We start from the raw sequence: 20,461 nt of genomic DNA, 5'->3' as shown, positions 1-20,461 counted from the left end.
AAAGCTCTTTTCTTATTTATACGATACCTATCAAAGCTAATACAATAGCCAAAACCATTACTCCGAAAAGTACCAAGTTTGGATTTACTCGTTTATTCAATGCATATAAGCATAATAATGTTAAACATAGAGGAACTAAACCAATAAAAATGGAATCAAGATATTGTTGTAATTCAATCGCTTTTCCATTCTTAATTGGAATTGAAAGAGTTGACTTAAATGTAACCATTGATGATGTCATACCACCAATCATCAATAGTCCTAATGTACTTGCACCCTTAGTAAGCAACTTCATTACGCCACTATTATCCATCTTTTCTAGGAACGTTGAACCTAATGAATATCCTAAAATCGTCATCTTATATCGACAATAAAGTGCTGGAATGTTAAATACCAAAAGAAATACTATTGGTCCTAAAATTGACCCATTCGCAGCCAAACTCAATCCCAATCCGGCAGCAATAACACGTAAAACTCCCCAGAAAATAGAATCTCCAATCCCAGATAAAGGTCCCATCAACGCCGTCTTTAAAGCAACGATTGAATTTCCGTCCATATCGGGATCTTTACTCTTTTTCTTTTCCATTGAAGCTACTAATCCCATAGCAAAAGTACCAACATATGGTGTTATATTATAAAAAGTTGTGGCTCTTTGTAATGCTTCTGTATGTCCTTTTTTATCATCCTTATAAAAAGAGTTCAATGCTGGTAACATTGTCCAAACAAATCCGGGAGCTTGTTGACGTGTTTGACCACCGGCACGACCGGCAAAACAGCTAATAGATCTCCAAAAAATGCTATTAACTATACGTTTATCTTCTTTAGTTAAATTACTAGTTGTTTTCATTCGAAAAAGTCCTCCTCGTCATCGTTTGAATTATTAACAGTTTCGGTACTTGTTGATTCAACATCAGGCGCTGTTTTATTCTTTTGTAGTTGTAAGAACTTCCAATCATTAGTAGAAGAAATAACAACTAAAATAGCTCCAATAGCAGCAACCGCAACAAGTGGAAGCTTCAAGTATGCTACTAAGATGAATCCTAAGAAATAATAAACCGCTAATTCTTTACTCCATAACATCTTCAAAAGAATTGCAAACCCTACTGCTGGTAAAAATCCACTCATTGTTGTAAGTCCAGTCATAATAACTGGTGGAATACTATTTACAAATGTTTGTACTGAACTTCTTCCAACTAATATTCCAAAGAATACGACTAATGCAAACAAGAAAAATCTGAAGAACCATGCACCAAAATGAATTCGAACAATTCCTTTACCATTATCTTTAGCCGCATATTTATCCATAAAAGGAACTAGGAAACTTAACACCACATTATTAACAAACATTGTCATAATTCCGGCTAAAACTCCAATCGGAACAGCGATTGCCAATGCGGCTTTAGGACTAACTCCCCCTGTTGTAAGACTAAATACTACCGCGAAAACTGTAGCTGCGGCCGGTTCAGCTGAAACAGCACCACCGATATTTACAGCACCCATGAAAATTGCTTCCAATGAAGCACCAATGATAACACCCTGCGTAACATCGCCTAATAGCAATCCTGTTACAGTACCAACAATTAACGGGCGTTCGATCATACTTACCCCAAGAATCCAATTACCACCAAAACATAAGAAATATGACAAAGCACCCAACATAGCGATTGTTAATGTACTCATTTTTCCTCACCTCATTTTTTTGAATTAAATATCTTTTATCAATGACTCCAAACTAGTCTTGTGATTACTTGGAAGAATTTGATGATAAGCTGGAATATCTTCTTTGATTAATTCCTTTATTGCTTGCAATTCTTCCTCATCAGCAAACAGCGATGAATTCAATCTAACTCGTTCTTCGCCTTCCTTAGGATTAGTAATTCTGCCTATATTGGCAACGTTAACTGATCCCACTTCACAATTCTTAACAATCTCCAAAGCATCTTTTACATTTGAAGTTAATACGAACAACCTCATGTCTTTAGCACGTGGATCGTTAAAAATTCTCTTTGAATCTTCTACTGATTTAATCAACAACTTAACTCCAGTAGGTGTAGCCATTTTTAAAGTCATTTGTTGCAAATTATTAGTAGCTGCTTCATTATTAGCAACTACGATATGAGTGGTATTAAATTCCTTTGTCCATACCAAGGCTACTTGTCCGTGTATTAATCTCTCGTCTACTCTAATTGAAATAATCATAATAATCCTCCTAGGCTAAAAAATCCTCTTCTGTTTCTTTCACAACATTGTCTTTCAAATTAACCACTTCCACTTGGCTAGACTGAACAATATCATCTAATACATCTTCATTAATCGGTCTAGTTTCTAGTAATACTGAAAGTACCACTGGTAAATTCACTCCGGAAATCAAGTAAATATTTTTCTTATTATTCAGTTCTAAAATAACTTTTTGATTAACACTGCCACCGATTAAATCTGTAAAGATAATCCCTTTTTCGCCATTTAAATCATCAATAAACTTTTGAATGTCAAAAATATAATTATGATCATCAACATACGCATCAATAACGGTTATTTTGGAACCCAATCCTGTTAAAATATCCAATGAACTTTGAAGGCCGCTAGCTAAGTGACCATGAGTTGCTATTAAAATTTTATTCATATTTCTTTCATCTCCTAATTCTTCTCATCTTTATATAAGCAAATTGCGTGCCAATCTTTGTATCCTTTATTACAGCAACAAAAAAGAAGCTAGTGTCCAAATCTGAACACTAGCTTCTTATCGTTCTAAACACTTCATATATTAGCGACAACTCATAGTCATTTACATCAACGTTGTACTTACGCTCTAATGGTCTGAATATATCTCTAGATATATCGATAAACTTCTTTTCATCCGGCGTAGGTACTACCTTAGGAACATCATTATTTCTATCCAACATTAATCTTTCAAACATTAACGCAATATGCATGTAAAAATTAAGCTTTACCTTGCTACTAAGCTTAAAACAATAATAATTTTCATACTTAGTAATAACTTCCTCTACTTCTTTAAGAATAACCCTAGGATTCAAAAAGCTTAATCGTTCACTGATTCCTTCGAGAGAGAAAAATCTGACAAAATCCTCATTTAATAATTCAATAGACTTGGCATTCAAATGTCTCTTTAAAATATTAGTTAATTGTTGCTCTCCTTCTTCATCCAACAAGTCATAAATATTGATATTAGGAATCTTAAAAGTATTTGGCAAAGTTGTTGTCGTTAAAATCAAAAAAGTGGTTTGGAAATACTTTTCATCATGAGACTTAATCTTATGTTTCAATTCATGATAATCGATTGTATTTATTTGAATATCCTTAGAAAAATATGGAGCCATGGTTTCCTTCAATTTTTCTGAAATACCCATTCCTGAAATACATGAAATAATAATATTCTTTCGATTTGAGAATCCTGAATAATATTTAGAATGAATCTTGTATTCCGTTTCTGCAGCACTTGCTATTGTTTTGAATCGAATTCCATTTTGGATTTTTAGAGCAACATCTAAAGCAACAGCGGTTGTTAAATTATCAATTACTAGCAATTTCCCTGAAATATTATTTTTCACTTCTGAATAAATTTGATTCAAAGAACCCATGTCAACAATCATTACCGTGCCATCAGAGGTATCATACAAATCCAACAACTTTTTAGTTTTTTCTACTATTTCATCAATATTAGTATCTATTGGCATATCAATAGCATCTAAAACATATTCTCCACACAATTGATTTACCACGGATTGTATACTGGTTGCCGTATTATTTCCATGCGCTAATAATAAACCATGTACCTTTAAACGATCATCCACATAGTTAGTCAACAAAATTGTCATCATTAACTCTACTAATTTAGTCACATATTTATTATTAAATCCCTTTAGGAAACTTCTAGTAACATGCAATGACCTTGGATATACCTTAGTCATTTTTTTCAAGATATTATCCACCTTATCACTATCATAATTTAAATCTATTTGGCAGAATAAATAAACGATTTTAACGACATCATCAACACATGGGATTCCATACTGATTTAATACCATTTCATCAAAACGTTCTTTAAACTTCAAATATCTGTACATATATAGCTCTGGTTTGAACGGAATGGTCATATTCAATAATTGATCATTCACTTTTGTGGATATAAGTTCAAATTCTTTTCTATCAGATACGTCAGATAGCCTTTTTAATATTCTATCGACCATTTGTTGCATCTCATCATCAATTTTCAAATCAGAAAAATTATATTTTAAATCCGGATTTAGCGTAATATAATCCTCATCAAAATCGCTATCCATGAACGTAGACTCATCAATATAAACAATGTCCGTATCCATTTGCGTCTTATAGGCATTGGCACACTTCACTTTAATCAAGTTCTTTATCTTACCAATATTCCCAGTTGACTGTTCTTTAACTATTTTGTTCAAAACATTTTGACTGACCTTGATTGTCTTTCCCATTCTTTTTGCTTCTTGATAAAATATCTCGTAAGCAATGTTTAATCTTTCAATCTCTGGTCTATTTTTAAAATCGGGTAAATTTATAGTTATCGAAATTCGTCTCTTAAAAGTGGTTAACAAAACATCGTTGACCGGCTCTGTTGTGGCAAACAACAACCTAACTTTGGATTTCCTAGTGTTTTTATTTTCACCAACTCTTCTAAATTCACCACTATCAATGAAGTTGAATAGTTTTTCCTGATTAGCATTCGACAGTCTATGAACCTCGTCCAAAAATAAATAACCGCCATTAGCCTGTTCAAGTAATCCAGATTTGTCCATCTCAGCCCCGGTAAAAGCTCCTTTAACATATCCAAATAAAATACTAGATAGAAGCTCAGGATTATTAGCATAATCAGCACAATTCAAAGTTAGAAAGGGGGCATTAGACTTAATTATTTCATGTGAAATCGAATATTTATAAATTTCTTTGGCCAAAAAACTTTTACCAACACCACTATTTCCAGTAATAATCATACTCAAGCCGTTGGGTGGATAGTTTATCGCCGATTCGCATTGTTCAATGGTTTTCTTTAGACTTCCCTTCGAGCCGATGAAATCATCGAAGGAATATGGTTTTTCTGAACTTTTTAGTGATTCTGTCAAAGCCCATAAAACCGGTCTACCATCTATTTTTTTTATTTCTTTATCTTGTTGAAGTAAATTTAAATAATGACTAGTTACCGATCGACTTAAATCAAACTGATCAGCTACCTTTTGTGTTGTTATTGGCAACTGTTCTTTATTTTTTTGTAAAAAAAGCAATATTTCGTCTTGCGTACGCATCCCTTTACCTCCTCCTCATATACTAAAAAAGAGAGAGATTATCGCGACTAATAATCTCCCCCCAAATGCTATTCATATAATCTATTTACCGGTAGATTATATACAATTTTTTATTTTGTATCAATTGTTATTTATTCTTTTTACAACCTAATCTAATGTGTAATCAGCAACACTTTCAGAAATGTACAAAGACATATTCTTATGCAATTGTAATAATGATACTGGGAATGAAGCACTTGGTTCACCACATGCAGCATGACGAACAACACCTCTGTGCCAGTCACGGAAACATCCTAGTACAATTCGTTTTGCAGTGAACATTTCTTTCATACCAATTGTGATAGCACGATATGGCATTTCTTCCATAGCACCGTGTAAATCATTACATGAATTTGTAGCACGTGTTTCTTTAGTAATATTCAAAGTACGTGTTGGCAAGTTTAGGAATTCTTCATTCGACATATCTGGTTGAGGTTCATTGAAGGCTACGTGACCAGTAATACCAATACCACCTACTACTAGATCCAACTTGCCTAACTTCTTCAATAGATTTCCAATTTCATCTAGTTTATGTGGATTTGGAAATACACGTTGATTTTCGGGAACATTTAGTTCGGGTTCAATTTGACTATAAAGTTTCTTTTCCATTACTCCATGGAAACTTAAATAAGAATCGCTTGGAATCCATTCATTATTGTCATCCAAATATTCATCCATATTAATAAACCAGCACTTTTTCAAGCTAAGTTTATTTTCATTAACCATTTCAACGAAATATGGATATTGTCCAACAGGTCCAACAGGATTTACAATGACTGAAATATCATCCTTTTCATTGTTTTCTTTGATCGTATCAAACATGATTTGAGCCAATTCTTTAAAAATTGTTTGATTATCTTCTCTCACAATTACTGGAAAATGTGCTTTCTTTACAAATTCATCTGCGGAATAACCATAATACTCTTTCATCAATATATCCTCCTATTTATTAACCAAATACTTGTACTAAAATTGTTGCGCCAGAAACTATTAATAAACCATTTACTAATCGATTGAACTTTAAGTTATCTAAAAATTTATTTACATAGTTTCCAACGATGATTGATATTACTAATGGAATAATGCATAGCCCTGTTAAATACAACGACTTTTGGCTAATCATGTGATCTAATTGGAAAAATAATAGTAAAACAATATCAATTATTAGCCAAATAACTGCTAACGTTGCACGATAATAACGTCGGTCTTTAAAATGTGAATTAGCCAACACCACTACCAAAGGTCCCCCCATTAAAACCATACCTTGCATAATTCCAGCCCCAATTCCAAAGAACAAATTCTTGGGGATACTGCTTTTTTTATTTACGTCTTTCTTAACTAAATTCCAGATGGCATTCAGGATAATTACTATTCCCATGAAAGTTAATAATAAATTCGTAGGAACCTTATTTGCTATAACCATTCCTATAGAAATTCCTATGGTCATGAGAAATACCACTATCCATAAAAAATGCCAATCAATGAATTCATGATCTGTATATAAAATCCAAATGCTCCAAAGTAGTCCAATTAAAGTAATTAAAACTTTTGCATCCGACAAACTGATAATTAAGGTCAAGAACGGCAATGCCAACATAGATCCAGCAAAACCTGTCATTGTCTGTACAACGTGAGAAAAAAAGATAATAAATAACACACACATCAAGAATTCTATAGACATCAAATTATATTCAAAATGCCTAATTAAAATTTACAATTGGAAAATAATCCGTTTTTAATAACATTGGATTAAGCCATTTAGCAAAATCTGAAGTAATTCCATTTTTATCTTCATTAATAAATTTTGAAGGTAATTTACGTTCCGTCATCATAACATCGTCAAGGTTCACTAAATCATATTTTGCACTATACTCTCCATTATTCACTTCCCGGAAAATACCAACCATTTTATCAGTTTGCTCATTAATCACTGCCATAACAGCTCTTTTGCCTACTTCAACAGCTTCTTTCCTATCAACATCTGATTGTAAATATATAGAGCTTCTTCCAGCCAAGCCTGGCTTTTCATTCCGTGCTTTAATCCCTAATTTTTTAATAACCTCATTTGCTAAATAATTCCCAACTTCTCCATAGTAAACTGATCTACCTTGGCGGAATATTTCAGGAACTATTGGATCACCATTTTTATTCTTTAATCCTTCACTAACAACTACAGTTGCATAACCTTTTTTATCATAAATAGCTTTAACATCCTTCAAAAATTTCTCTTCATCAAAGGCACACTCAGGAACATAAATTAAATCTGGTTGTAAACTATCTCCGTTAGAAGAACAATAACTTGATGCTGCTAACCATCCAGCATTTCTTCCCATAACCTCAATAATGCATACATGAATTGGCAATGAATGAATATCTGCTGCTATCTCACGTGTAGTCTGAATGATATACTTTGCGGCACTCAAGTAACCTGGGGCATGATCAATAATATTAATATCATTATCCATTGTTTTAGGAATACCAATAACCTTAATATCCACGTTTCTTTTTTGACATAATTTTGACAGATTCCCACAAGTTCCCATTGTTCCATTACCGCCAGACATAAGAACATATTTGATATTATTCTTTATAAGATGATCTACCATTTTTTCATAATCATCGTCATTCAATGGATATCTTGAAGAACCTATTGCAGTACCCGGTGATGTTAATAAAGAATCAATTTCTTTACTTGTCTTATTCCCTAAATCTATAAAATCATCTTTTAATAGCCCTTCGACTCCATTTTTAGATCCATAGATTTTATCAATAATATCTTTGTGTTTCTGTGATTCTATAACTACACCATATAAAGAACTATTTAAAACAACTGTGGGTCCACCACCATGAATTACAAGCAAATTATTTTTCATTTTCTTTCACTCCTTCCTAACTTATTCTTTAATTATGTTTTCAGCTTAATTGAATATTATTAATATTTGTAAGAAATGAATGCAAGCGTTTTCTAAATGATTTTCACTGAAAAATGAGCTTTAAAACTTTCTTCTGGAACTAATTTATTTATACCTGCTTTATGTTCATATTGATTATCACTATTTAAGGTATCATCAATACCCCACCATGGCTCAATACAAACAAAATTCCCCTCTTTAGGATATGTTGACCACAAACCAACATACTTAGCATTTCCAGTATTGAAAATTACTTCTTTTTTTACATGTTCACTTTTTATAGTTATATCTGTTGAATCATCCAATTCATAGACTAATGCATCATCCTTAAATTTTTCTCTGCTTAATCGGAAATCTTGGTTTGGAACATCATATTTATTATTGAGGTCAGCATAATGGTCTACCATAGGAACCATCTTTCGACTCTTTTGCGGACTAAATGTTATTTCAAAATCATCATATTTTAATTTCTTTTGGAATGGCACAACAAATCCTGGATGTGCACCGATAGAAAAATAAAGATCTTTTTTGTTATCTATATTTTTCACAATATAAGAAACACTTAATTCTTTTTCCTTTAACCTATAAATTACTTCTAATTCAAACTTATACGGATAGATCTTATGGCTAAACTCATTATCAGTTAATTTCAATGCCAACTCAGATTCTTCACTTGAAATCAAAGTGAATTCCTCATCTCTCGCAAATCCATGTAGTGTCATCTTATACTCTTTACCATCAACATAATAATGATCATCTTTCAAGCGTCCAACAATTGGAAAAAGGATGGGTGCTTGTCTTGGCCAAATATTTTCATCAGATTGCCAAATACGTTCTAAATCACTTGAATCTCTTATACTCTGTAACTCTGCCCCCACTGAGGAGACTTTAACCGTTAGAAAATCATTTTTTAATTCATACTGCATGTCTTTACAACGCATCCCTTCAATACTCACTTATAAATGTGATTAGTCTTCAATATGTCTTCTCTCTAAATCATTCATAATTTGTGTATATTTATCCTCTGTTAATGGATAAAAGAACATTAAAATAGTTGTTAAAATTGCCATTACAACGGGATAAATGAATACCAATCCTCTAATACCAGCAATTGCTTGTGCAGTTTGTACATGATTAGGAACATATCCAACAGCACTTAATACAATACCAGGAACCAATCCAGCTGCAGCTTGAGACAATTTTCTAAAATAAGTATATGAAGAATAAACTATACCCTCTGATCTAACGTGTGTTTTCCATTCACCAAATTCCACAACATCAGATATTAAAGCCCAGTTCAAACCAGAAGTAAGTCCATAACCAAAATAAGAAATTGTTGTAATTATCGTATAAACTACGGCATCTCCAGTTACGAAATAACCTATACCATCAGAAATCGCCCAAATTACACAACCAATAATAAATGTACTTTTTTTACCTATTGTCTTTGTAAGCCATGGAATACATACAGCTGCCAATGTGGCTGAACCCATTGTAAAGAATGCCATATAAGAAATAATAGTAATATTATGCAATGCATATTGTGCAAAATAAAATTGTACCGCTTGCTTAACATTGAACGCTGAAAATGAGAAGAGATTTGCTAGACAAAGAATTAATAATGGACCATTTTTAAAAACAGAGCCGTATGACTTGATAATCTCTTTAAATTCAGAAGTACTTTCTTTAGATTGTTCTGCAAAATCTTTTTGTCGCTGTTTTTCATCTTCATATCTTTCTTTAATACTTGAATAGCAAAATAATTGACACGTAATTCCTCCAATTGCAAAAATTATTGCAGCCGTAGAATATCCCATATGTGGACTAGGCATTAATAAAACTATTGGCATAAATGCAACTGTAGAAACCAAAGTACCAATATTAGATCCAACAGTTCTCCAACTTGCTAATTGAGATCTCTCAATGTTATTTTTTGTCATTGTTGGTTGCATAGAACCATATGCAATATTAGAAACACTATATACAGTTCCAAATAAAATATATGTGATATAACACCATACTTCTTGCATCTTTAACGTAAAGTCAGGTACCGTAAAGTTAGCAATTAAGAGTAAACCCAAAGGTAAAGCTGCCCATAACATAAAAGGACGGAACCTTCCTCTTGGACCAATTTTCTTTCTATGATCTATTATTGTACCTACACCTATATCTGCAAATGCATCCCAAATCTTTGCTACTAAAAATACTCCACCTGCACTAACGGCTGGTAAACCCAACACATCAGTCATATATTTCAATAAATATAATTGACCCATTTCAAAAAGAAAACCATTTCCTAAATCACCAGCTGCATATCCCAGCTTCTCTCTAAATGTTAAAACCTTAGGAAATGATGTCATCTCTACAGTTTTATCTTTATCCTCTAAAGAGGGATTCATTACCATTCCTTTCACCTTCCTATCAATTAATGACTTAATAATATCTTCAAAATGTTTTTGAAAACAAAATATTAATGAAAACGTTTTCTTTAATTTGACGCATAACCTTTAACCTCATTATTTATTTAGCAAAAGACTACCGTGCCTCGTCCTCCTCTCAATTCAGGAATATTATATATTGAAAAAAAATGTTATCTCCAAGAACCTATGAAAACGTTTTCTTCAATATTTCGCATTATTTACATCTGAATTATTAGCTTAGTTATATTGAATACATTAAGCACTAAAACGCCCACAATCGTAATTTTATAAATGTATAGAACTAATTTTGAACTGATCTTATTACTAATGACCGCACCAAAATAACCACCTAAAATAGCTGCGAAGAAGATAAAAATCATATTCATCATTGAGATATTCATTGATGGAATCATATCTATACTACTTGCCAATTTAGTTATTTGAGAGAAGAAGATAGTAATAATTGAATAGGTCGTGGCCATTTTGGGAGCGAAAGAAAACAGTGAAACTAACAACGCAACGTTAATCGGTCCCCCACCAATCCCTAATAAGGTTGCTACAGTTCCTAGGAGAATACCGCTGAGGAACAAAAATAAATTCATATGCTTTTCTATAAATGATAAATGCAATGGTCGAGTATAAATCAACGCTACGATCAGAGTAATTATCAACAACACGATTTGAATGATATTGACGATGCTCTCATTGCCAAAGATTTTAACCAAAAACACTAATAAAGTATCGCCTAAATATCCACCAATCATAGAGCCTACAGCCAATCTTAGAGCTTGTCCCCATTGGATATTTATCCCGTTCTTATACTGCTTATATGTGGACACAATCGACATTATGAATACTGCAAAACTGGAATAGAAATTAATTGCTAATAAGCCGCTTCGACCCAAAGAATCCATTATTGGCTTTATAATGACTCCTCCACCCATCCCAGACATGGAACCAATGATATTGGCACATAAAACTACGAAGAAATAAATAATACTCGTCACTAACATATTTGCTCACTTCTTTCTGATAAATAAATCCCTACTAATGAAAATGTCGTTAATTCAATTACGAATTAACGACATCTTCTTTTGAAACTTTTTAAAAATTTTATTGAATTTCTGGATCTTCATCCTTCATCATCAAATGTACAGCCATTGTAGAGAATGTCTTAGGTAAAGCCAAAATGTTAGGATTCTTGCCAACATATTTCTCTTCAGCATCTTTAAGTGCTTCTTCGAAAGTAGCTCTAGTCTTCAAGCCCATTTCACGTGCATAACCAGGTTTTTCCGCACCAACAATATAAATTGCAGAAGTGTCTTTTTCAGCCAAGCCAGCACAAGACATCATTGAGAATCCATGGAATGGGTGGAATGAGTTTGTATATCTGTATCTTCTGATATATTCCTTGTTTGTTGCGTAGTATTCACCCAAACGATTCATATCTGATAATTTATTCATGTTCAACTTATCGTTTGACCAATCATCATACAATTCATGCATGTATGGCCAACGATTTTCATTAAAGAAACCATTACATAGAGAAGCACAGATAATGACACAGTGGTCACTCATAATACGCTTATGTCTAATAACTTGGGCAGATAAGGCCTGCATTAGCATAATTGGATCTGTTCCCATACCATCTCCATAATGGAATTTTTGAGGCATACCAAATACTAAGACGTCATATTTCTTTTCAGCAAATGGAATATAAGTTTTAATATTGGCAGTCTTCCATGCTACTGGTTGCATTTCTTTTGCCCAACCACTGTTAATTTCAATTTGACGTGATTGAGTATCTAGAACAGCATCACAACAGAAGAACTTCTTACCCATACTCTTTTCTTGCCATTGACCAATTTCGTCAAACTTGTGGCGCATTGTTGAGTGTGTACTTACAGGCACAAAGTCATTCTTGTGCATAACGCTAGGTACGTGATGGGCAGCGATTGATCTCCAAGTATTCAATCCTGTAGCACAGTGCTTATATCCACCGGAATATCCACCATAAGGGTTACCTTGAGTATGACCAACCATGATGGCAACATCACTGTCATAAACATATTTATTTAAGAAAACACGATCTCCTTGAGGGTCTGTTCCACAATCTACTAGATGTTCAGGATCTTCACTATCATGGTTCTTAATTTGATTTGGCCAGAATGAATAGAAGATGTCGTCTCCCAAAATAGTATGAATTTCTTGTTCTGTATTCTTTGGATGTAGTCCGTTAGAACAAATCAAAAGGATATTTTCGTGTTTAACACCAATCTTCTTCAATTCATTAAGGATAACTTTGATAGCTACCTTACGGTGAGATGTAGGTTGATTTCCACCTTTAACGATATCTGGGAAGATAATAGTAACTTTAGAATCTTTATTAGCTAATTTATCTAAAGGATCCATGCCAATTGGATGATGGATTGATTCCAAATATGCTTCTTCCAATTTATCTTCTGGTATATGTGGAGGATCTGGAACTGTCACTCCTGGAACAAAAACATCTGTATTATCTGGTAATTCGGCAGACATTGTGCCTGCACCGTATTCAAATTCAAATTTTTTCATTATTTTTTACCTTCATCATATTTTTTTACAATCTTTATAAAATCTTCTGGATAAAAGCCGATATTGTCTGAGAAATTAGTTAAAGCAATTAATCCACCATCAACATCTGGTAATCCCGCAATATCTAAGGCATTTGTTTCTTTTAAGCCACCTCCATAAAGAATTGGAATATCCTTTATGATTGAATGAATGTATTCAGCAACTTCTTGAATTTTGTCTGCTGATGGAACTGGTCTATTAGGACCTATAGCCCAAATAGGTTCATAAGCGATTTTTAATTTGTCGATATCTACTTTGGAGAAGTCTAATGATAATTGTTTTTTTAATACCGCTTTCCAATTATCAGAATCTCTTTCTTCAGCACTCTCACCAACACAATAAAGTACGTTCATACCTACTTTTTGCGCATTAATAATTTTTTCTTCCAAGTCTTCTTGGATGGCTTTTTTGTTTAATTCTTCATCTGAAGAAACCGAGTTTAGAAATTCTAATTCATAAGCACGTTCTTCACTATGACCAATAATTGTATCCTTGATACCAATAGAAGCCATTGAACTAGCAGGTCTATAAGTAGTAAAAGCTCCAATGTTATTGTTGCCAACCACATCTTTACTGAATACTGACTGGCAGCCAATTTGTAATTGTGATTTTGAATCTAATCGATTTAATGTAGAGATCAAGTAGCCTTCAGGAATGTAAAAAACGAATTCGTAATCTAGTGGGGAGAATTGATTAACCTTATTAGTTAATTGATTGGCAATCACATTAAACCAGTCTGAACTATTGGAATAATCTAAATCATTTACACCACCTAAAGACTTTAAAATATCAAATCTTTTTAAATTTACATGAATATATGATTTTCCCATTATTTAAACTCCATTACTTTAGGAGCCATTCCCAGCATTCCGAAGTTAACAATCAATTGACCCATAATTTCTTGCGTACCCAAGTTAACTGCACGGTTAATTTCTTTTAGCGCTGGAGTATCGGCTTTATTTTCTGTAACTAAGTTCATTACTGGTGCCAAGAATGTTCTAGGATCAATATCAGCTTCATTTTCTGCTAGTAACTTATAAATTCCTGCAGTTGAAGGATCAGTAACGACTTCTGGATTCTTCTTGCCTAATTCTCTAAAGTTTCTAGTTGTTGCTAAACGAATATCACTATCGATATTGATTTTGTTAATTCCACAGCCAATAGCTACCTTCAATTGTTCGATAGGAATACCACCGGTACCGTTAACGTTTCCACCAAGATTATTAATTTCTTCAACGATATATTGTGGAATTGTAGAAGAACCGTGTGAAACTAAGTTCACGTCAATACCTTCAGAAAGCAAGATTTCTTTGATAGCTGTAACGATTTGCATTCTAAGTTTAATATCGCTTCCCTTGTTAGCACCATGCTTAGTACCATAAGAAATTGCTAGTGAATCAACGCCAGTCTTATTGATAAAATCTAATGCTTGCAATGGACTTGTATAACTGGAATTCTTAGCAAAAACATGATCTTCAACACCGGCAATTGTTCCTAATTCACCTTCTACAGTTACACCGTATTTATGCGCATAGTCGACAACTTTCTTTGTAAGTTCAACGTTATCTTCATATTCATGAGCAGAACCATCAATCATAACTGATGTATATCCGCTATCGATACAAGCCTTAGCAACATCAAAAGTTAGTCCATGATCCAAATGTAAAGCGATAGGAATACTTGCTACTTCAGCTTTTTTGGCAACATAATCAGCTAATAAATCGGCACCTTTTTTAATGTCATCAAGATTACCATTTTTAAAATCAGCTTTTCCGCCGATAAAGGCATTTCCCAATTGTGCACCTTGTAAGAATAATGGTGCTCTTAATGCTTCGTGAATTTGAATAGCTGCATCCACTTGTTCCTCTGTATTTACGTTAAAGGCTCCTTGTGCGTAGTGATATTTATCAGCCGTTTTTAAAAAGGCATTTCCATTTATTAACATATTTTTCTCCTAACTATTTATTTAATAGATTTAACGGTTTGACGCTCTAATAATTGATATGGCAATTGAACCGTTACCGGGATGTCTCTTACTCTTTCAATTCTTTCTAACAACATTCTTAAGCTCATACTTCCTAATTCAGTAATTGGTATATGAACAGTTGTCAGTAAAGGTGTGAAATCTTGAATTAAATCAATATCGTCGATACTAATGACTGATACATCATCAGGAACCTTATAATTTAATTCCGATAAAGCTTGAATAGCGCCGATTCCTGAAATATCATTTCCACAAAAGATTGCGGTATATTTGGGATCATAATGCTTTAATATTGCAGAATATGCGCTTTTGATCGTAAATCTACACTCAACAATCGCATCTCTAGGGGTCTCTAGTCCAAGGAATTTCATCGTGTTCATGTATCCTTTGTATCTTCCTTCTCCTCTTACCTCCCCTAGATACATAATGTTTTTATGACCTTGATCACCTAGATAATTGACCGCAGTTACAGCAGCTGAATATCCATCGCAAACAACTTGATCTAAATTGCTATAAAGTAGTTTGTTCAAGCCAACATATATGTAAGACGAAATATTCATTTTGACTTTGTCCAATAACCATTGATCAAATTTTCCCAAAATTACTACTCCGTCTACGGGATGATTCTTGAAAAATTCCTTAGCACTACTATTACGAAGTGCAGCTGATAAAATTACGAAATCAACTATATGGCCTGCTTTAACTGCTTCCTTAGTAATAGTTCTAGAAATTTTCATAAAGAATGGATTGTAATCATCCTTATCCAATCTGGCAAAAATCACTCCGATCTTGTATTGCTTAGTTTTTGAAGAAACATTTCCCTTTTGCAAACTTTGCGCTGTTTTGTTAGGAATGTACTTATAATTTCTAGCAATTTCCAAAATCTTGTCTTTTACTTCATCTCTGGCTACTTTCTCCGATGTTCCATTCAACACTCTTGAAACGGTTGAAACAGAAACACCTGCCATATCTGCAATATCTTTTAAAGTCACTCTACTACTCATACTTCATCACCTTTTTTAATTAAAAGATAATAAGAAAAACGCTTGCCTCCCTTACAAACAAAAAGTTTATCAGCAAAAAAAACAAAATTAAGAAAAATGAATGCAAACGTTTTACTAAACCTTTTTTTATAATTTATATCGTAAATTTCTGTTTATTGAACTAATGAAAATATTCAACGCTTGAATAAAAATCAAAGTTCTCGATTACTTCATCTATGATTGTATATGGCATATGCCAATAATTAAATATTTTTATCGCAAACGTTTGCTTAACAAAAAAGTTTGCTTTATTTCGAATTTGCTATAGTAAAAACCATAAAGAAACAAATTATTTGTTGGAGATGATTTTTATGAAAAGAACAGAAGCACAAAAAATTTCAATCGCAGCACTTATGATTGCATTAGGACTAATAATCCCATTCTTCACTTCGCATATGTTTGGGGTTCCAGGAACCATCATTCTACCAATGCATTTACCTATTATTATCGGTGGTCTAGTTTGTGGTCCTTTATACGGAGGAATTATTGGTTTCATCGTTCCAGTATTATCTAGTTTATTAACTGGAATGCCTGTCGTTTATCCAATGTTACCTTTGATGGCTGTTCAATTGATTTTCATGGGAATGTTTGCTGGACTATTTGCTAAACATTTCAATACTTTAATCTCTTCCATTGGTGGAATTGTTGGCGGTTGGGTTGCCTATTCTGCTATGCTTTGGATTTTGATTCAAATTTCTGGTCACGCTATGAATATGACTGTTTCCAGTGCTTTAGTAATGGGAATCCCAGGTATCGTGATCCAATTAATCGCTTGTCCTTTAGTAGCCAAATTTATCAACCATCTAATGAAAACAACTATTAGTAATAAAGAGAGTAATTATGCTAAATAAAGAAATTAGTGAACCCGTCATTTTAGAAGCACTTGATTTAATCAAACAAAATAAAGCATCTTGCGTTTTAGTAAAAGATGGAAAAATTGTTCATATTGAAATAGGTATGGGAATCTCACCGATACTTTATTCATATATGACTTATCCAGATCTTTTCGAAGGAGCAACCATTGTCGACAAAATCGTCGGTAAAGCCGCTGCAGTTATTTCCATACTAGGTAAAGCTAATGAAATAGTTGGACTTACTATGAGTGATTCTGCAATTGAGTACCTTTTGAATAAAAATAGTTCTTTTAGATTTGTTAATTACGTTCAAAAGATTCAAAATCGTACTAGAACAGGCATTTGTCCTATTGAGCAATCTGTTATGGATATCGATGATCCAGCAGAAGCATTTTTGGCTCTGCTCAACAGACTACAAGATCTTAAAAAAAAAGTAGTAATTAAAAAAATCTGTGAATAAATTATATATAGATTGCTCGACCGGTATTGCTGGCGACATGCTGACAAGTGCCCTGTTAGATCTATTGGATAACGAACAACAACAAAATTTTCTAAAAATCACTAATAATTTATTGGCTAATACTAAAACTACTTACCGTCGTATACATAAATTTGATATGGACGGTTCTACAATCGATGTTATCGTTGATAAAAATCAAGAAGAATTCAGTGAAGACGTCCATGAAAAAAAATTGTCTTCATTAAAAATCCCACAAAATTCATTAGATGAGAAACAACCCAATCAGGTTATTAAAAATTTTGATATATCGAAAGAAAGTAAAAAACGTGTCATTGATATTTTTGAATTATTAATGGATACCGAAAGTTTTGTCCATCACACTCCTAAAAAACATGATATTCATTTCAATAAAATTGGTAGCATTGACGCTTTGATCGATATCACTAATATTTGCCTACTACTAGAAATATTAGATATTGAAACAATCGTGGCATCTTCAGTGAATACTGGTTACGGACAAGTTAAATACAATCAAAAAGTATTCTCCGTACCCGCTCCTGCAACAAAAAAAATTCTTGAAGACATTCCGAATTTTCATTCTGATATTTATGGTGAATTATGTACTCCCACCGGAGTCGCTGTCCTAAAAAAAATCACATCAGAATATATGAATTGGAATTACAGTAAAAATAACATTAAAAAAATTGGAATAGGATTTGGACAAAAAGAGTTCAATAAACCGACATTCGTAAAATGCATTCTTTACTAAAAAAGCGCCCCATATTTATTAGATAGACAAAAATCTAATAAATATGAGGCGTTTATTTTATATCTCTTTTTTCACGTGCTTTACATCATCATCAGTCGCTAAAAGTGCATCTGTCACAATATCTTTAAAATAAGAAGTTCCCATCACACCGACCATTGATCCCAATTCGGCGTCAATTTCATCGATGTAAGACCAATCATCAAAGTGACAATCTAGTAAACCATTACCATTCTTTGTTCGAACCATTCCAGCAATATCACTCGATTGACGAATTTTGGCCGTACCACCAAGTTTTTCGACTGCAGCGATAATTTGTGGCATAGCTAAGTCCAAAACTTCTAAAGTTAATTGAATATCTGGATTTAAAACTTTAGTGAAACGCATCTCTGGAGCCAAAATAATGTAGCGTTTGGACAAGTTAGCATAAAGTTTTTCAAAAACATGGATTCCACCATTACTCTTCAAAGCATTCAAATGATGATCCAAGCTGTCGCAACCATCGAAGGCTAAATCAAAAGTAGTTACCTCTTCCAATGAAGTTACTGGCAAATCCAACTCCTTGCATAGCGCTCTAGTGGCTTCAGAAGGACTAGCAATCTTAATATCTAATTGACTATCCTTAACTGCACGAATCAATCTACCAACCGTTCGTCCACCCCCAAAACTAACAGTCATCTTTGGTTCAATCATTTTTAAAGCTGAATCAATTAACTTTTCCATGATAATCTCCTTATTTTTTAATTCAGTTACATTTTACCAATTAGACGAAAAAAAAGCCTGCCAATAGGCAAGCTAATGTGATATTCATAAGTATGATAAATATCGCTTCTTTCTTTGAGAGTTACGGGGAATAACTCTGTAATTGACTTCATATCTATTAGGGGGGAGATATTTGAAGTTATTTTTAGGGGATTAAATTTTTATATATGTTTTAAGGGTTTATCTTCTATTCATTGTTTTCAATAATTATCTTTTTAAAAGGGTTATCTCTATTCAGGAAGTTATCTAACCATCCGGTCACCTCTTTGCTTTTTGACTATGGTTAAATAATAACTTACAAATACGAATAAATTTGTAATAAAATGTGAAGAATTCTTGAATAGAGGGTGGAGAGATACGGTCAGATGTTGAGTATTTGCCTAGCTATGGGAATTTCTCCATCAAAAAAGGACCACCCAAATAGGTGATCCAATGCGAATGATTTTAATTTTGAATGTATATTATAGAACCTTAACAGCGAATGAAGGCATGAAGTAACCTGAGATTGTTGAAATCTTAACTGATTCGCCTGGTTGTGGTGCAGCGATGTATTGGTTGTTACCTAAGTAGATAGCTACGTGGTAAGTTGAACCTTTGCTACCCCAGAACAATAGATCTCCGGCTGATGCTTGAGAAACAGCTTCTTGTGTACCAGCAGATTCTTGAGCTACTGTGTAACCACCGATGCTCTTACCAGTTGCTTGTTGGTATACGTATGATGTGAAACCTGAGCAGTCGAAACCTGAAGGTGTCTTACCACCCCATACATAAGGTGTACCTAAGTATTGCTTTGCAGTACTGATAACACTGTCAGAAGTTGAAGCAGTGTTTGTATTTGTGTCAGCAGCAGCTTGTGTAGTAGCTGTTTGTGCAGTTACGTCGCTACCCTTAACCCATTCGTTTGTAGCTACAAGGTACCACATGTTACCTTCGTCATCTCTAGCAGCTTCACCAACGCGCCATGAGCTGTTTGAAGCCAAAGCACGACCAGCACTCTTAGCTGCTGATGATGGTGATGTATAAAGCATTGACATGTTCTTTGTTGTTACAACTGAAGGAACGTTGTCTTTAACAATTTGTGTTGCGGCTTTAGTTGTAGTAGCGTTTGATAGACCTAAACCTGTAACTGCTAATGCTGCAGCTGCTGTAAATGAAACTAGACTTTTTTTAACGTTTGTATTCAAAATTGAAATCCCCCGTAATGGTTTACTTTTTTTAATTTTTAAGTTTTTATTAATTATTAATTTCTCTTATCACTCAACGATGAATATAATACTCTATGAATATTGCAGAATTGTTACAACAATTGTATAAGAA

20 protein-coding genes are annotated in these 20,461 nt (G+C 33.4%); 3 read left to right on the top strand and 17 right to left on the bottom strand.

Annotated elements, in window-relative coordinates; all coding sequences use genetic code 11:
* Window positions 1-16: 16 nt before the first annotated feature.
* The 15 genes from LF20184_RS00605 to LF20184_RS00535 all read right to left on the bottom strand — a co-directional run bounded on the left by LF20184_RS00605 (window position 17) and on the right by LF20184_RS00535 (window position 16,263).
* Window positions 17-847 (bottom strand): PTS system mannose/fructose/sorbose family transporter subunit IID, encoded by an 831-nt coding sequence (locus tag LF20184_RS00605; protein WP_010019031.1) that lies wholly within the window; start codon window positions 845-847, stop codon window positions 17-19.
* A complete protein-coding gene (locus tag LF20184_RS00600; RefSeq protein WP_010019032.1) occupies window positions 844-1,680 on the bottom strand; it encodes a PTS mannose/fructose/sorbose/N-acetylgalactosamine transporter subunit IIC in 837 nt (278 codons plus the stop codon). Before LF20184_RS00600 ends, LF20184_RS00605 begins: the two co-directional genes overlap by 4 nt.
* A 24-nt stretch (window positions 1,681-1,704) precedes the next feature.
* On the bottom strand, window positions 1,705-2,199 hold the full coding sequence (locus LF20184_RS00595; protein ID WP_010019033.1) for a PTS sugar transporter subunit IIB: 495 nt from the start codon (window positions 2,197-2,199) through the stop codon (window positions 1,705-1,707).
* 10 nt (window positions 2,200-2,209) lie between these two features.
* Complete coding sequence (locus LF20184_RS00590; protein ID WP_010019034.1) at window positions 2,210-2,623, bottom strand: PTS sugar transporter subunit IIA; 414 nt, start codon at window positions 2,621-2,623, stop codon at window positions 2,210-2,212.
* Between the two features lie 109 nt (window positions 2,624-2,732).
* Window positions 2,733-5,291, bottom strand: coding sequence for a sigma 54-interacting transcriptional regulator (locus LF20184_RS00585; RefSeq protein ID WP_056945217.1), 2,559 nt, complete (start codon window positions 5,289-5,291; stop codon window positions 2,733-2,735).
* Between the two features lie 147 nt (window positions 5,292-5,438).
* Window positions 5,439-6,260 carry a sugar phosphate isomerase family gene (locus LF20184_RS00580; RefSeq protein ID WP_010019037.1) on the bottom strand — a complete coding sequence of 274 codons (822 nt, stop codon included), beginning with the start codon at window positions 6,258-6,260 and terminating at the stop codon, window positions 5,439-5,441.
* Between the two features lie 19 nt (window positions 6,261-6,279).
* Window positions 6,280-6,993 carry a sulfite exporter TauE/SafE family protein gene (locus LF20184_RS00575; RefSeq protein WP_268869548.1) on the bottom strand — a complete coding sequence of 238 codons (714 nt, stop codon included), beginning with the start codon at window positions 6,991-6,993 and terminating at the stop codon, window positions 6,280-6,282.
* A 37-nt stretch (window positions 6,994-7,030) separates the two neighbouring features.
* Window positions 7,031-8,203: a diphosphate--fructose-6-phosphate 1-phosphotransferase gene (locus LF20184_RS00570; protein WP_010019039.1), complete on the bottom strand. Its 1,173-nt coding sequence runs from the start codon at window positions 8,201-8,203 to the stop codon at window positions 7,031-7,033.
* 92 nt (window positions 8,204-8,295) lie between these two features.
* Complete coding sequence (locus tag LF20184_RS00565) at window positions 8,296-9,168, bottom strand: aldose 1-epimerase family protein (protein WP_029606467.1); 873 nt, start codon at window positions 9,166-9,168, stop codon at window positions 8,296-8,298.
* Window positions 9,169-9,210: 42 nt separating this feature from the next.
* A complete protein-coding gene (locus LF20184_RS00560; protein ID WP_010019041.1) occupies window positions 9,211-10,647 on the bottom strand; it encodes a glycoside-pentoside-hexuronide (GPH):cation symporter in 1,437 nt (478 codons plus the stop codon).
* A gap of 233 nt (window positions 10,648-10,880) precedes the next feature.
* Window positions 10,881-11,675 (bottom strand): sulfite exporter TauE/SafE family protein, encoded by a 795-nt coding sequence (locus tag LF20184_RS00555; protein ID WP_010019042.1) that lies wholly within the window; start codon window positions 11,673-11,675, stop codon window positions 10,881-10,883.
* A gap of 100 nt (window positions 11,676-11,775) precedes the next feature.
* Window positions 11,776-13,236 carry a lactate racemase domain-containing protein gene (locus LF20184_RS00550; protein ID WP_010019043.1) on the bottom strand — a complete coding sequence of 487 codons (1,461 nt, stop codon included), beginning with the start codon at window positions 13,234-13,236 and terminating at the stop codon, window positions 11,776-11,778.
* Window positions 13,236-14,105: a triose-phosphate isomerase family protein gene (locus LF20184_RS00545; RefSeq protein WP_010019044.1), complete on the bottom strand. Its 870-nt coding sequence runs from the start codon at window positions 14,103-14,105 to the stop codon at window positions 13,236-13,238. Before LF20184_RS00545 ends, LF20184_RS00550 begins: the two co-directional genes overlap by 1 nt.
* The gene (locus LF20184_RS00540; RefSeq protein ID WP_010019045.1) at window positions 14,105-15,220 is read right to left on the bottom strand and encodes a class II fructose-bisphosphate aldolase; all 1,116 of its coding nucleotides are present in this window, start codon (window positions 15,218-15,220) and stop codon (window positions 14,105-14,107) included. Before LF20184_RS00540 ends, LF20184_RS00545 begins: the two co-directional genes overlap by 1 nt.
* Window positions 15,221-15,237: 17 nt before the next feature.
* Window positions 15,238-16,263 carry a LacI family DNA-binding transcriptional regulator gene (locus LF20184_RS00535; protein WP_010019046.1) on the bottom strand — a complete coding sequence of 342 codons (1,026 nt, stop codon included), beginning with the start codon at window positions 16,261-16,263 and terminating at the stop codon, window positions 15,238-15,240.
* 350 nt (window positions 16,264-16,613) lie between these two features.
* Between LF20184_RS00535 and LF20184_RS00530 the strand changes: the two genes are divergently transcribed.
* Genes LF20184_RS00530 through larC form a run of 3 tightly spaced genes read left to right on the top strand, consistent with a single transcriptional unit; the run spans window position 16,614 to window position 18,385 of the window.
* Window positions 16,614-17,153, top strand: a complete 540-nt coding sequence (locus LF20184_RS00530; protein ID WP_010019047.1) for an ECF transporter S component — start codon at window positions 16,614-16,616, stop codon at window positions 17,151-17,153.
* Entirely contained in the window at window positions 17,143-17,616 is a 474-nt protein-coding gene (locus LF20184_RS00525) for a DUF1893 domain-containing protein (protein WP_056945216.1), read from the top strand. Before LF20184_RS00530 ends, LF20184_RS00525 begins: the two co-directional genes overlap by 11 nt.
* On the top strand, window positions 17,609-18,385 hold the full coding sequence (gene larC, locus LF20184_RS00520) for a nickel pincer cofactor biosynthesis protein LarC (protein WP_133278246.1): 777 nt from the start codon (window positions 17,609-17,611) through the stop codon (window positions 18,383-18,385). The genes LF20184_RS00525 and larC overlap by 8 nt, the downstream gene beginning before the upstream one ends.
* Window positions 18,386-18,442: 57 nt before the next feature.
* On the opposite strand, the gene rpiA is transcribed toward larC, so the two are convergent.
* Together rpiA and LF20184_RS13120 are read right to left on the bottom strand one after the other, a co-directional pair.
* Complete coding sequence (rpiA, locus tag LF20184_RS00515) at window positions 18,443-19,105, bottom strand: ribose 5-phosphate isomerase A (RefSeq protein ID WP_010019051.1); 663 nt, start codon at window positions 19,103-19,105, stop codon at window positions 18,443-18,445.
* A gap of 500 nt (window positions 19,106-19,605) precedes the next feature.
* The gene (locus tag LF20184_RS13120; RefSeq protein ID WP_010019052.1) at window positions 19,606-20,328 is read right to left on the bottom strand and encodes a C40 family peptidase; all 723 of its coding nucleotides are present in this window, start codon (window positions 20,326-20,328) and stop codon (window positions 19,606-19,608) included.
* Window positions 20,329-20,461 lie beyond the last annotated feature (133 nt).

The organism is Companilactobacillus farciminis KCTC 3681 = DSM 20184, from assembly GCF_002706745.1.
Lineage (GTDB): Bacteria > Bacillota > Bacilli > Lactobacillales > Lactobacillaceae > Companilactobacillus > Companilactobacillus farciminis.
Note: the sequence above shows the minus strand (reverse complement) of the source record. Positions and strands in the feature narration are given on the sequence as shown.